Consider the following 12,848-nt stretch of genomic DNA (forward strand, 5'->3'; position numbering starts at 1 on the left):
ATTACAGTCAGTCACTAATGGTGATGACGCTGTGGAGTTCTTACGTGAGTCCGCAGATAACGAACTTCCCGATCTCATCCTGCTGGATCTGAACCTTCCCGGTCGAGACGGATGCGAGATCCTTGAAGTAATTCGGGATGATCCCCGACTTAAGCCACTTCCTGTGCTTATGCTCACGAGTTCGGAGGCGGAGGAAGATGTTGCGCGGTGCTATGATGCCCGCGCTAACGCCTATCTGACGAAACCAACAGACCCTGCCGAGTTCATCTCTCTTCTAGATGCTTTTGAGGGGTTCTGGGTTGAGCAAGCACGGCTCCCACCAATCCCTCCCTAATGTTCACCTTTTGCGGATGTCGACCTGTGCTGAGTAGTTGGCTTGTACCGACCGCTACATCAATTCCCTGTACATGACGCGACTTTCACACGGTCTGGTCATCAAATCTGTGTCATCATCGACTTCTAATACTTTTGTACCGACAGATCGAGCGTATGGTAATGACGGACGACATCAGCGACGGAACTCGAGCGCCGTTACGACGACACCCGCTCGTCAGAGCCGGAGCCTCAGTGCTCCGGTACGACGTGTCCGTCGCGTTCCTCGTCCTGATCGTCGCGGAGATCGGCCTCCAGGCGTCGACGTGGCTCTCGGCGCAGCTAGTCGCTGGTCTCCTTGGGAGTGTCGTCCTCGTTGGTGTAGCGTGGGTCGTCGTCGAGCGGACGGCGCTCGACCGATCGGCCGACCAGGCCTTCCGGCGACACCGTCTGCTCGGGACCCTACTGATCGTGGTGTTCGTCGGCGTCGGCGGGATCGCCGTCTCGTCTGCACTCGAGGGGATCCCCCGCCTGTTCTCGCTGGCGCTCGCTCTCGGAGTGGTCGGCGGATCGGTGATTCTCGAGGGAGTCGCGGACTACCGACAGTAAAGGGTGTTTCGCGGTACCGGCCTCGAGCGTCGACCCCGTCACGACCGGTCGAGCGCCCGCCGAATCGGTGCCGTCCCCGGGTAGCCGTCGGCCCGCCAGAGCACGATTCCCGCGACGAGGATGACGGCCTCGAGCCACAGCGTCGTCGCCTCGACGCCGAGTACGGGGACCGTGCCGAGCGGCTTGACGCCGGAGTATGCGGGCATGTACGTGATCGGCCAGAGGAGGAAGCCGAGTTCGTGGAAGTCGCCCCAGAACAGGTGCCACGGGACGTCGGTCGCGATGTGGGTAAGATAGCCGATCGCGAAGGCGACGCCGAGGATCTCGCGGTCTCGACGTCGCATCAGGAGCCAGACGGCGGCGATGACGGGGAGAGCGAACACTAACGAGTGCACAAACGTCCGGCCGACGGGGGTCACGCCTGCGGCGTGGAGCGGGTGATCGACCAGATCAGGCAGCGCCGCGCCGAAGATGGCGGCGAGCGCGGGAAGCTCCGCAGGCGCTTCGTCGCGGCTCCAGCGCGTGTACGTCGCATAACAGAGGTAGCCGACGGCGAGATGAACGACCGGTTGCATTCGATATCGGGTACGGGAACGCCCCCCGTAAACGTCCGGCCGTCGACTGAACTAAGCGGTGACCGAAGACCGCCGTAAAACCACCTCAGAGTCTCGAAAACAACCATTGCATCGTTTGGGACGGTCCCTAAATCCGCTCGGCACTCAGAGTCACATATGGGACGAACACCCAGCGGTGACGACGGCGGGTCGACGGTCGCGACCGACGTCGCGGGCGTCGAAAACCGTATCGATGGCGGCACCGACGCCGCAGCCAGCGGCCTCGAGTACGACGTCGTCACGACGCCGGTGCTCGTCGTCGGCGCCGGAGCGGCGGGGGCGCGCGTCGCGATTTCGCTCGCCGAAGCGGGCGTCGAGCCGCTGGTGATCGGGAAGCGCGACCACGGCGACGCACACACGACGTGGGCGGCCGGCGGCATCAACGCCGCGCTTGGCTCGCTCGATCCCGAGGACGACTGGGCGATCCACGCGGCGGACACGCTGAACGAGGGCCACCACCTGAACGATCCCGAGGCCGTCGAGCTCACCGCTCGAGAGATGCCAGATCGGATCCGGGAACTCGAGGAGTGGGGGATGCCGTTCGACCGCACCAACGACGGGGAGATCAACCAGCGCTACTTCGGCGCCCAGTCGTACCGACGCACCTGTTTCGTCGGCGACCGCACCGGTGAGGCGATGCTTGGGACGCTGATCGACCGAGCACAGGCACTGGAGATCCCCTACCGGGAGAACGTGATGATCACGCGGCTGCTCTCGGACGGCCGGCGGGTATCGGGAGCCGTCGGCTTCGACATGGAGACCGGTCGCGGCCTGCTCTTCCGGAGCGAGCACGTCGTGGTCGCCGCGGGCGGCTTTTCGGCCCTGTACAACCGTCACTCCTCGCGGAACGACGAGAACAACGGCGACGCCCAGGCGCTCGCGCTCGAGGCCGGCGCACGGCTGCTCGATACCGAGTTCGTCCAGTTTCACCCGACCGGGATGGTCGGCGAGCGCTACGGCGAGGAGTGGGACGGCCGCCTGGTGACCGAGGCGGTTCGCGGTGAGGGCGGTCGGCTCTACAACGCGGAGGGAGACCGCTTTATGGAGCGGTACTCGCCCGACCAGATGGAGCTCGACGCCCGCGACGTCGTCGCCAGGGCGATCGCTCGGGAGGTCCGCGAGGGCCGAGGAACGGAGAACGGCGGCGTCTATCTCGACATCTCTCATCGAGACGACGACTACGTTCGCGACCGACTTCCGTCGATGGTCGAACGCTTCGAGTCGCTGGGCATCAACATCACCGAGGAGCCGATGGAGGTCGCGCCGACGGCCCACTACACGATGGGGGGCGTCGACATCGACTTCCGGACCGGCGAAACCGGCGTCGAGGGGCTGTACGCCGTCGGCGAGGCCGTCGCGGGGGTCCACGGCGCGAACCGTCTCGGCGGAAACTCGCTGGCCGAGACCGTCGCGATCGGGAAGCTCGTCGGCGAACACGTCGCGAACGCGGTGACCCCCGACGACCGCGAGCCGGCCGTCGAGGACGGACAGCGCGCGCTCGCCGAGCGCGAGTTTCGGGCGCTCGAGACGCTCTCGGCTGCCGACGGCGAGTACACCCCGGAGGCGCTGCTCGAGGAACTCGGCGAACTCCTGTGGGAGCACGCGGGGATCTTGCGCGACGAGGCGGGGCTCCGAGAGGGACTCGAACGGCTCGGCGAGCTGCGGGCGCGGACGGCCGACCTCCGGGTCGACGGCGACCGGACCTCGCGGTCGTTCGAGTACGCCGTCGATCTCTCCGTCAGCCTCACCGCCGCCGAGGTGTTGCTCCGGACGGCGCTCGAGCGAACCGAGTCCCGCGGCGCTCACTACCGAACCGACTACCCGGAGACGGCGTCGGACTGGCAGACGAACCTCGTCGTCTCGGTCGACGACGGCGGGTTCTCGATCCGTCGTCGCGGCGTCGGCGAGCCAAGCGAGTCGGTCCGGGAGGCACTCGAGGAGGGGTACGAGCTCGACTACCACCACCTCGAGTGAGCCTCCGTTGCCGTGAGGCCCGTGTCGGCCCCGCGCAAGCGCGATACATATGGGTTCGGGGTCCTGTACCTTCGCTGGACACACCACATGAGAGAAGAGGCTGAATCCGTCCTCCGTCAGGATCCCGTGATGGCGGAGATCGTCGAGCGACACGATCCCTACGAGGAGCCCGACTGGACCGAGTACGAGCGACTCTGTATTTCGATCATCAACCAGCAGGTGTCGACCGCCAGCGCGGCGGCGATCCGCGAGCGCGTGTTCGACGTGCTCGGCGACGAGGTGACGCCGGAGACCGTCCTGGCCGCCGACGAGGACGCGCTGTACGAGGCCGGGCTCTCACGAAGCAAGATCGAGTATGTCCGCAACGCGGCCGAGGCCTTTCGGGCGAACGACTACACGCGATCCGGCCTGGCCGACCACACCAACGAGGAGGTGATCGACGTACTCACCGAGATCAAGGGCATCGGCGACTGGACCGCGCGGATGTACCTCCTGTTCGTTCTCGAACGCCCCGACATCCTCCCGCTCGGTGATCTGGCGGTTCGTCGTGGGATCGAGAACCTGTACGCCGACGACGGCGAGGAACTCACTCGCACGGAGATGCGCGAGATCGCCGAGACGTGGCGTCCACACCGCAGCGTCGCGACGCGGTACATCTGGGCGGAGTACGAGGCCGACTGAGGAGTCGTCACTCGTGGTCGCTGCTGACGGGTCTCGAGCCGATAAAAAAAACGATCGCGGTTCGAGCGCGTTTCGACTACTCGAGGTCGAAGCGGTCGAGCTGCATGACCTTGCTCCACGTCTCGACGAAGTCCTGGACGAACTTCTCCTCGTTTTCGTCGGACGCGTACACCTCCGCGATGGCCCGGAGCCGCGCGTTCGAGCCGAAGACGAGGTCGGCGCGGGTCGCCGCCCACTCGACCTCGCCGCTCTCGCGGTCGCGGAGGTCGTAGATCTCCTGGGCGTCCTCGGATCCTTCTTGCTCCATGATGTCCTTGGACTCCTCGGAGGACTCCCACTCGTAGTCCATGTCCAGCAGGATCACGAAGAAGTCGTTGGTCAGCGTCTCCGGTTCGTCGGTGAAGACGCCGAGGTCGGTGTTCTTATAGTTCGCACCCAGCGCGCGCATGCCGCCGACCAGCACCGTCATCTCGGACGCCGTCAGGTCCAGCAGGTCGGCCTTGTCGACCAACAGCTCCTCTACCGACCGGTCCTCGCCGTCCTCGAGTTCGCCGAGGTAGTTCCGGAAGCCGTCGGCCTGCGGCTTGAGCGCTTCGAAGGATTCGACGTCGGTCTGTTCCTGTGAGGCGTCGGTTCGGCCCGGCTCGAACGGTACCTCGACGTCGTAGCCGGCGTCGGCCGCCGCCTGCTCGACGGCCGCGTTGCCGCCCAGCACGATCAGGTCGGCCAGCGAGACGCGTACGTCGTCGGATCGCGAGCCGTTGAACTCCTCCTGAATCTCCTCGAGCGTCGAGAGCGTCGTCTCGAGCTGGTCGGGCTCGTTGACCTCCCAGCTGCGCTGGGGCTCGAGGCGGATGCGGGCGCCGTTCGCGCCCCCGCGCATGTCGCTGTCGCGGTACGTCGAGGCCGACGCCCAGGCAGTTTTAGCCAGCTGGGAGACCGAGAGTTCGGAGTCGAGGAGCTCCTGTTTGAGCTCGTCGATCTCCGCCTCGCCGATCAGTTCGTAGTCGGCGTCGGGGATCGGGTCCTGCCAGAGCATCTCCTCCTCGGGAACCTCCGGACCGACGAGCCGGGTCGGCGGACCCATATCGCGGTGGATCAGCTTGTACCAGGCCTTCGCGAAGGCTTCCTGGAACTCCATCGGGTTCTCCCGGAAGCGCTCGATGATCTCCCGGTACTCGGGATCCTTCTTCAGGGCGACGTCCGTCGTCAGCATCATGACGTCCTCCTTCTCCGAGGAGTCTTCGGCACCCGGGGCGACGCCGTCGAGTTCGCCGTCAGTCGTCGTCCACTGCCACGCGCCGCCGGGGCCCTTCTCGGCCTCCCACTCGTGGTCGAGCAGGTTGTCGAGGTAGCTCGTGTCCCACATCGTCGGCGTGGCGTTCCAGGGACCCTCGATCCCGCTGGTGATCGTATCGGCACCCCTCCCGGAGCCGTGGCTGCTCTCCCAGCCCAGCCCCTGCTGTTCGATGGGGGCTGCCTCGGGTTCGGGACCCATGTGTTCGTCGGGGTCCTCGGCGCCGTGGACCTTCCCGAAGGTGTGTCCGCCCGCGATGAGCGCCGCCGTCTCCTCGTCGTTCATCGCCATCTGGCCGAACGACTCGCGGATCCGCTCGGCGGACCACTCCGGATCCGGATTTCCTTCCGGACCCTCGGGGTTGACGTAGATGAGACCCATCACGGTCGCCGCAAGCGGGTGCTCGAGGTCGTCGTCCTCGTCGAAACGGTCGGCCGTTTCCCACTCGTCTTCGGGCCCCCAGTCGACGGCTTCGTCGGGCTCGAACTCGTCCTCGCGCCCGCCGCCGAAGCCGAACGTCTCGAATCCCATCGACTCCAGAGCGACGTTACCTGCCAGGACGATCAGGTCGGCCCACGAGAGCTGGTCGCCGTACTTCTGTTTGACCGGCCAGAGCACGCGACGTGCCTTGTCGAGGTTCGCGTTGTCCGGCCAGCTGTTGAGCGGCGCGAAGCGCTGCGTGCCGCCGGACGCGCCGCCGCGCCCGTCGCTGGTGCGGTACGTGCCGGCGCTGTGCCACGCCATCCGGATAAACAGCGGCCCGTAGTGGCCGTAGTCGGCTGGCCACCACTCCTGGGAGTCCGTCATCACGTCCTCGATGTCCGACTTCAGTTCGTCGAAGTCGAGTTTCTGGAACTCCTCGGCGTAGTCGAACTCTTCGTCCATCGGACCAGCACGGCGAGCGTTCTGGTCGAGGATCTTCAGGTTCAACTGATTCGGCCACCAGTCTTGGTTGGACCTCGTCATGGCTGAGCAGTTGCGGCTTTCGCGTATTAAGATTACCTACTTGGATAAGGAACTCTTCGCTACCGCCCAACCGATCTTTCGAATTTGCGAAGTTTTCTGGCCGATAGGATCACGTCACGTCCACCGTACGGTCACAGCGCCTGTCGCTGACGAGGGTTTCAGACGGGGGCGAAGTCCTCCCCTCGAGGCCGTGAGAGCGAGGGATCGGCGGCTGCTCGCGGTCGGATTCCTGGGGGAGGTGATTCGCCCCAACACGAACCCGAAGTTCGAAGAGGACACAACAGTGGCTGCGTTCCGCGACGAAAAGGGCCGAGTTTCACGAACTACCCGATCCCGCGGGAGTCTACTCCTCTTCTTCCGGCTTGTCGGCCGCGTCACGATCGATCCGCCGGCTGACGTCGACCTGGTAGTTTTCGAGGATATCCCGGCCGAGCAGGACGGGGTAATCCATGTGGCTGCGGTCCTCGACGCTCGCGGTGACGGTGTGCTGGTTGCCGCCGACGCCGACGACGACGTCGACGACGGGTCGGCTCTTGGAGGTCTTGCTGCTGCCCGATTTGACCCGCGTGATCGACTTGATCGGGCCGGCGCCGATGTCGGCCGCGAGCGAGGTGTCGATGCTGGTTCGGGTCGCACCGGTGTCGGACTTCGCGAGGACCGTCTTCGAGCCGCTGGTTCCCGACAGGACGACCTCCTCGGTGTAGCCGATCACCGCGGACTCCTCGCCGAACGTCGACGCCTCGGGCGGCTTGGCCGAGGGCTGGGAGTCGTCGAGCACCGCCGAGAGCTCTCTGACCCGTTCGTCGTCGACCTCGCCGCCGGCGCGTTCGATCGCGAGCTTGGCGATGTAGGGTGCGGGGCTGACCTGGGTCGCCTCGTACAGCCCCTTGAACCCGGCCGTCGGGTTGACCTCGAGGACGAACCAGCCCTCGTCGCCCTCGACGAGGTCGACGCCGGCGTAGTCAAGGCCGATAGCGTCGCTGGCGCGTCTGGCCATGTCGCGGGCCTCCTCGGGGAGGTCGTCGGTCGCGTTCTCGACGGCGCCGCCGAGGGCGACGTTCGTACGCCAGTCGTTGTCCGGGGCGTAGCGGTACATCGCGCCGATGATCTCGCCGCCGACGACGTAGACCCGGACGTCGCGGTGGCGTTCGTCCTCGCGATCGATGAGTTCCTGCAGGAAGGCGTAGCGGTTGCCGACCTTCGCGTTGATCGGGTCGTCGCGGCCGACCTTCCAGGTCCCGCCGCCGTGGGTGCCGATCGCCGTCTTGTAGACGGCCTCCTCGCCGTACCGGGATCGGACCTCGTTGAGCTTTTGGTTGCCCAGCGCGAGGGTCACGTCCGGAACTCGGACGTCGTCGGCCGCGAGCGTCGTCGCGGTCGACATCTTGTGGATCGCCGTCAGCACTGACCGGGGACCGTTGAGCATCGGAACCAGTCCCGAGAGGGCGCTCGCCAGCCCAAGTTCCTCGCAGGGTTGTTCGGTGTTCGACAGCAGCATCCGGTTGGCGATCACGTCGACCGACGGCTCGAGCGTGGCGCTCCCGTCGGCGACGCTGACCGCGGTGTTCTCCGTGCGAAGCCACTCGGTGTCGTGGCCCAGCTCCTCGGTCGCGTTGAGTATCGCTTTGGTCTCCTTGCTGGTGTGCAGGCTCAGTACGCCGACAGTGACGGGATCGGAAACGGTCATACAGTATAGAGACGAACGGTATTGATAAGCGTTCATGAGCGATGGCAAGCCATCGAACGACGCTCGTTCCGCTACGTGATAACCGATCGAACTTCCTGGACGTCGATCATCCCGGTCGTCACGGCGAGCACCCACCAGGTGGCGACGCCGAGTCCGATCGCGACGAACAGCATAACGAGGTTCGAGATCAGCGGCGTCACGAGCAACACGGCGACGGCCATCACGCCCGTGATCGCACAGATCCGACCGACGGTCCGTGCGAGGGACTCGAGGCGCAGGGAGAGCTCGCTGTGGACGATGTAGAGGTTGACCGCAACGTAGACGGTGTGGGTCGCGACGGTCGCCGCGGCGGCGCCGACGACCCCGAAGGTGGGGATGAGGACGAGGTTGAGCCCGAAGTTCGCCACCGACGTCGTCCCCTTTGCAATCGCGCGCGAGCGGGCCCGGCCGAGGTAGTCCAGGCTGTCGCTTGTCAGGTTCGTGATCGCCTGCAGGATAACGAAGCCCGCGAGGATCTGCAGGACCGGGACCGCACCGGCGTAGTCGGCGCCGAACACCATCGTCACGAACGGGTCCGCGACGATGACGAGTCCGACCGTCGCCGGAACGTACAACAGGAGGACGTTCGTCAGCGACGTCTCGTAGATCCGGCGGGCGCTCTCGAGCTGGCCGGTCGCCTTCTGTTCGCCGAAGTTCGGCGAGATCGTAAAGCCGAGCGACTCGGCCGGCGCGAGCAGGAAGTCGGCGATCTGCTTGCCCAGCTGGTAGAACGCGACGGCGGCGGGCGTCAGGAAGATCCCGACGAGGACGACGTCGATGCGCTTGTCGATCACGTTCGCGCTCCGGGTCGCGGTCAGCGGAACGCTGTACTCGGCGAGGCGACGGGCGAGTCCGGGTTCGTACTCCTCGGCGGGCTCGTATCTGGTGTAGTACTCGAGGTACAGGATCGTCAGCCCGACCGCGGCCGAGAGCGCGTAACCGACGATGTAGCCGAACAGCGCCCCGAGTGCCCCCATTCCGAGCACGACGAACGCGACGGCGAAGAGCAGCCGCGCGGCGCCGCTGATCGCCTGGATCGCGGCGCTGTACCCCAGGCGGTTGAACCCCTGCAAGGCGATCTGGGAGCTGGTGCTGAAGGAGAAGGCGACGATGTACAGCGCCCCCGCGGCGAGGAAGGGCGCGGCGCCGGGATCGCCGAGCGCGGCCGCGAGCCACTCGTGGCCGAGCAACAGGCCGGTGGTGACGACCGCGAGCAGCCCGAGCTTCAGCGCCAGCGTCGTCCGGATCAGGTGCGGGATCTGCCCCGGGTCGCGCTCGCTGTACTCCGAGAAGTACCGCGCGGCCGACTTGCCGAGGCCGAGATCCGCGACCAGCTGGATCACCGCCAGCACGCCGATCGCCCAGTACAGCGCCCCGTAGCCGTCGGGATCGAGGAGAAAGCGCGCCAGTACGAGCATCAACAGCGCGCTCGAGATCATGTATATCGCCCGCGCGACCAGCGTCGCCTTGAATCCGCGAACGATGTGGTCCTGCCTGTTCATGCGTCGTCCCCGTCGCGATCGCCGAACGCCGGGCTACGGCGTCGGGAGCGGAACCGCGACTCGTCGGATACGTCCAGCGAGGAAGGGATTGTAATGCAGGGACAACTCCTGGAAGGGAGAGGCAACTGCACGAACGAAATCGACACCGGCGGCCCGCGGTCGGCGCTCGGGAGGGTAAGCGCGGCCTACTCGAGCGCGTCGCTCTCTCGCGGTGTTCGAACGGATCGAAACGGGCCGGATCGACGCTCCAAAAGAACCGCACCGGTTCGCTACAGGTACGAGGAGTCCCAGCGAGTCGGCTTGCGACGGTTGCCACAGGAGTTGCACTCGATGCGGCCCATCGTGTCCATCGCGTTGTCGATCGAATCGCAGTTGCCACAGAGCCAGCCGTAGCGATCGGACTGGTCCTCGCCCTCGTAGGCGCCGTAGAACGGCGCCTTCGAGCCGCGATCGGCGTCCCCGTAGCTGACGTACACCGTCCGGTCGTCGATCTCGAGTTCGTCGATGGCGTTCCAGTCGTCGCCGCTCTCGATCTCGCTTTCGACGTAGATGTTCTCGGTGAACGTCTCCTCGCCGATCTCGACCTCGCGCTGGTCGGCCTGCTCGAAGCCGTGGTCCGCGTAGAACTCGTTGCCGCCCTCGTTGTCCTCGAGGACGAAACACTGGACCTGATCGGCGCCGTCATCGAGGAGCTTCTCGCGGGTCCGAACGAGCAGCCGGACGCCGATGCCGTCGCCGCGGGCGTCGGGATCGATGTGGAGCCACAGTAGCTGGCCGTTGCTGTACTGCTGGCCGACCAGTTCGCTGTGAGAGAAACCGATGACCTCGCCGTCGCGTTCGATAACCAGGATCAGCGAGTGGTCGTCGGCGATATCGTCGGCGAACTCCTCGCCGTACCACTGGTCGATGGCGGTGTCGATCGTCTCCGCTCCGAGAAAGTCCGTGTAGGTCGACGAGAGCGAGTCGTGGGCGATCGAACGGATCGTGTCGGCGTCGGCGTCGGTCGCTTCGCGAATCTCCATGCGCGTACCGTACAAGTCGGGCATACAAAATCTATGCCCTGAATTTCAACTGCCTTACGCTACCTGGACGACCGGGCCGGACGAGTGACTCCGAGCATGTCGTGGCACGGTCCCGGAACGGCAAACAAAGATTCACGAGGGCTCCGGCCCAGGGGCAACTATGAGCGGTAACGACGCGGCCGACGACTCGAGCGAGTCGTCCGACTCGCCGCCGATCGACGACGACGACGTCTTCACCTACGACGGCGGCCGGGTCGATCCCGGCGAGTCGGCGAACATCCGGTACGGCATCAGCGAGACGTACCTCGGCGATCCCGTTCGGATCCCCGTTACGATCATCAACGGGGAGCGGTCGGGGCCGACGATGTTTCTCTCTGCGGCCGCACACGGGGACGAACTCAACGGAATCGAGGTCGTCCGCGAGGTAGCTCACGACTGGGACCACACCGACCTCCACGGCACGCTGGTCTGTCTGCCCGTAATGAACGTCCCCGGATTCCTGGCCCAGGAACGGTACCTGCCGATCTACGATCGGGACCTCAACCGATCGTTCCCCGGTCGCGAGGGATCGACCAGCGCGAGGCGGATGGCCCACCGGATCTTCACGAACTTCATCGAACCCTGCGACCTGGGGATCGACTTTCACACCTCGACGCGGGGGCGGACGAACATGCTCCACGCCCGGGCGAACATGGACGATTCCGGCGCCGCCCGGGTCGCGAGCGCGTTCAGTTCCCACGTCATCATCGCGGGTCAGGGACCGTCCGGAACCCTGCGCCGCGAGGCGACCGACGCCGGCGTTCCGACCGTTACGATCGAGATGGGCGAGGCCCACCGATTCCAGCGACGGCTGATCGACCGCGCGCTCACCGGCGTCGCCAGCGTGTTCGCGGAGTTCGGACTCCATCCGGGCGCGGCCGTCCACTGGCCGGGCTGGCGGACCGTCATCGACAGCGACGACGAGAAGACCTGGCTCCGGGCCGACGCCGGCGGCATCGTCGACATGAAACACGGACGGGGCTCGCTCGTCGAGGAGGGTGACGTAATCTGCACCATCACGAACCCGTTCAAGGAGAAAGAGGATATCGTCACCGTCGAGGCCCCCTTCACGGGGCTGATCGTCGGCGTTCTCGAGAACCCCGTCGTCTACCCGGGGAACCCGCTCTGTCACCTGGTCGGACTCTCGCAGGACACGCGGAGGGCACTGGAGAACGAACGGACCGGGACTGGAACCGAATCGCAGTCACAGCTTCGGATGTAGCGGTCCGGGAGCTGTCGGCGCGGACTGTGGCAAAGCGACGCGATAAAGGTAACTTCTATACGCTCACGGTCAAACGGTCCACACGAGCGTATGAGTCAGTCTTACAATCGCGGTCTCATCGAGGACTTCGGTCGCTGGAAGGAGTTCTCGGCCGGAATGTGGGCGTGGATCTTCCACAAGTTCACCGGGTGGATGCTGATCGGCTACCTGTTTACCCACATCGCCGTGCTGAGTACGGCCATCGGTGCGGCGGCCGGCGACCCGGCGGCGATCCAGCAGGAAACGGACGTGTACACGACGACGATCCAGGGTCTCGAGTCGCTGTTCATCATTCGCGTGCTCGAGGTCGGACTGCTGGCGGTCGCCGTCTTTCACATCCTGAACGGGCTTCGGCTGCTGATGGTCGACCTCGGCGTCGGCCTCTCGGCCCAGGACAAGAGTTTCTACGCCTCGCTGGTGCTGACCGGTATCATCACTATCGCGAGCGTGCCGACGTTCATGGACGGGGTGACGATCTGATGGCGGAACACTACTCCTCGTTCAGTCGCGGCGGCACCGGGTGGCTCCTCCAGCGCATCACCGCGGCGTTTCTGATCGTCGTGCTGGCGTTTCACTTCTTCCAGCTTCACTTCGTCAACCACGCTGCGGACGTAACATTTGCAGGGACGCAGGCCCGAATGGAGAACGTCGGATACTTCGTGACGATGGTGTTGTTCCTGATCACGGGGACGTTCCACGGCGTCAACGGCGTCTACAACGCCCTGGTCAACCAGGGGCTGGAAGGCACGCAAAAGAAGGTCGTGCTCGCCGTGTTGTCACTCGCCGGGATCGCACTCATCGCCCAGGGTATCTGGGTCGCAGTCGCCATGGCGGGGTGGACCTAA

Annotated in this window: 12 protein-coding genes; 7 read left to right on the top strand and 5 right to left on the bottom strand. The window is 65.5% G+C overall.

The window, feature by feature from the left end; translation table 11 throughout:
- Both ACFEMD_RS20995 and ACFEMD_RS21000 read left to right on the top strand, forming a co-directional pair.
- The coding region (locus tag ACFEMD_RS20995; RefSeq protein WP_394743224.1) for a response regulator at positions 1-334 on the top strand (334 nt) is incomplete at its 5' end.
- A 161-nt stretch (positions 335-495) separates the two neighbouring features.
- A complete protein-coding gene (locus tag ACFEMD_RS21000) occupies positions 496-921 on the top strand; it encodes a hypothetical protein (protein ID WP_394743225.1) in 426 nt (141 codons plus the stop codon).
- Between the two features lie 38 nt (positions 922-959).
- Here the strand turns inward: ACFEMD_RS21000 and ACFEMD_RS21005 are convergent, their stop codons facing one another.
- Positions 960-1,496 (bottom strand): metal-dependent hydrolase, encoded by a 537-nt coding sequence (locus ACFEMD_RS21005; protein ID WP_394743226.1) that lies wholly within the window; start codon positions 1,494-1,496, stop codon positions 960-962.
- 156 nt (positions 1,497-1,652) lie between these two features.
- Between ACFEMD_RS21005 and ACFEMD_RS21010 the strand changes: the two genes are divergently transcribed.
- Together ACFEMD_RS21010 and ACFEMD_RS21015 are read left to right on the top strand one after the other, a co-directional pair.
- Positions 1,653-3,509 (top strand): L-aspartate oxidase, encoded by a 1,857-nt coding sequence (locus tag ACFEMD_RS21010; protein ID WP_394743227.1) that lies wholly within the window; start codon positions 1,653-1,655, stop codon positions 3,507-3,509.
- An 87-nt stretch (positions 3,510-3,596) separates the two neighbouring features.
- Positions 3,597-4,190 (top strand): DNA-3-methyladenine glycosylase family protein, encoded by a 594-nt coding sequence (locus ACFEMD_RS21015; protein ID WP_394743228.1) that lies wholly within the window; start codon positions 3,597-3,599, stop codon positions 4,188-4,190.
- A 76-nt stretch (positions 4,191-4,266) separates the two neighbouring features.
- Here ACFEMD_RS21015 and katG read toward each other — a convergent pair whose 3' ends face one another.
- The 4 genes from katG to ACFEMD_RS21035 form a co-directional block, all read right to left on the bottom strand.
- Positions 4,267-6,453, bottom strand: a complete 2,187-nt coding sequence (gene katG, locus ACFEMD_RS21020; protein WP_394743229.1) for a catalase/peroxidase HPI — start codon at positions 6,451-6,453, stop codon at positions 4,267-4,269.
- Positions 6,454-6,796: 343 nt separating this feature from the next.
- Positions 6,797-8,140 carry an ATP-grasp domain-containing protein gene (locus tag ACFEMD_RS21025; RefSeq protein WP_394743230.1) on the bottom strand — a complete coding sequence of 448 codons (1,344 nt, stop codon included), beginning with the start codon at positions 8,138-8,140 and terminating at the stop codon, positions 6,797-6,799.
- Positions 8,141-8,211: 71 nt separating this feature from the next.
- Entirely contained in the window at positions 8,212-9,681 is a 1,470-nt protein-coding gene (locus ACFEMD_RS21030; protein ID WP_394743231.1) for an oligosaccharide flippase family protein, read from the bottom strand.
- Between the two features lie 269 nt (positions 9,682-9,950).
- On the bottom strand, positions 9,951-10,703 hold the full coding sequence (locus tag ACFEMD_RS21035; RefSeq protein ID WP_394743232.1) for a GNAT family N-acetyltransferase: 753 nt from the start codon (positions 10,701-10,703) through the stop codon (positions 9,951-9,953).
- Between the two features lie 160 nt (positions 10,704-10,863).
- On the opposite strand from ACFEMD_RS21035, the gene ACFEMD_RS21040 reads away from it, so the two are divergent.
- From ACFEMD_RS21040 to ACFEMD_RS21050, 3 genes are all read left to right on the top strand, one after another.
- Positions 10,864-11,964 (top strand): succinylglutamate desuccinylase/aspartoacylase family protein, encoded by a 1,101-nt coding sequence (locus ACFEMD_RS21040; RefSeq protein ID WP_394743233.1) that lies wholly within the window; start codon positions 10,864-10,866, stop codon positions 11,962-11,964.
- 90 nt (positions 11,965-12,054) lie between these two features.
- Complete coding sequence (sdhC, locus tag ACFEMD_RS21045) at positions 12,055-12,483, top strand: succinate dehydrogenase, cytochrome b556 subunit (protein ID WP_005556027.1); 429 nt, start codon at positions 12,055-12,057, stop codon at positions 12,481-12,483.
- Positions 12,483-12,848: a succinate dehydrogenase hydrophobic membrane anchor subunit gene (locus ACFEMD_RS21050; RefSeq protein ID WP_394743234.1), complete on the top strand. Its 366-nt coding sequence runs from the start codon at positions 12,483-12,485 to the stop codon at positions 12,846-12,848. The genes sdhC and ACFEMD_RS21050 overlap by 1 nt, the downstream gene beginning before the upstream one ends.

This window comes from Natronococcus roseus (genome assembly GCF_043677095.1).
GTDB lineage: Archaea > Halobacteriota > Halobacteria > Halobacteriales > Natrialbaceae > Natronococcus > Natronococcus roseus.

Excerpts from the sequence above, each read along its gene's own strand:
- ACFEMD_RS21000 (WP_394743225.1), top strand. The coding sequence starts at position 496 with ATGACGGACGACATCAGCGACGGAACTCGAGCGCCGTTACGACGACAC.
- ACFEMD_RS21005 (WP_394743226.1), bottom strand. The coding sequence starts at position 1,496 with ATGCAACCGGTCGTTCATCTCGCCGTCGGCTACCTCTGTTATGCGACG.
- ACFEMD_RS21010 (WP_394743227.1), top strand. The coding sequence starts at position 1,653 with ATGGGACGAACACCCAGCGGTGACGACGGCGGGTCGACGGTCGCGACC.
- ACFEMD_RS21015 (WP_394743228.1), top strand. The coding sequence starts at position 3,597 with ATGAGAGAAGAGGCTGAATCCGTCCTCCGTCAGGATCCCGTGATGGCG.
- katG (WP_394743229.1), bottom strand. The coding sequence starts at position 6,453 with ATGACGAGGTCCAACCAAGACTGGTGGCCGAATCAGTTGAACCTGAAG.
- ACFEMD_RS21025 (WP_394743230.1), bottom strand. The coding sequence starts at position 8,140 with ATGACCGTTTCCGATCCCGTCACTGTCGGCGTACTGAGCCTGCACACC.
- ACFEMD_RS21030 (WP_394743231.1), bottom strand. The coding sequence starts at position 9,681 with ATGAACAGGCAGGACCACATCGTTCGCGGATTCAAGGCGACGCTGGTC.
- ACFEMD_RS21035 (WP_394743232.1), bottom strand. The coding sequence starts at position 10,703 with ATGGAGATTCGCGAAGCGACCGACGCCGACGCCGACACGATCCGTTCG.
- ACFEMD_RS21040 (WP_394743233.1), top strand. The coding sequence starts at position 10,864 with ATGAGCGGTAACGACGCGGCCGACGACTCGAGCGAGTCGTCCGACTCG.
- sdhC (WP_005556027.1), top strand. The coding sequence starts at position 12,055 with ATGAGTCAGTCTTACAATCGCGGTCTCATCGAGGACTTCGGTCGCTGG.
- ACFEMD_RS21050 (WP_394743234.1), top strand. The coding sequence starts at position 12,483 with ATGGCGGAACACTACTCCTCGTTCAGTCGCGGCGGCACCGGGTGGCTC.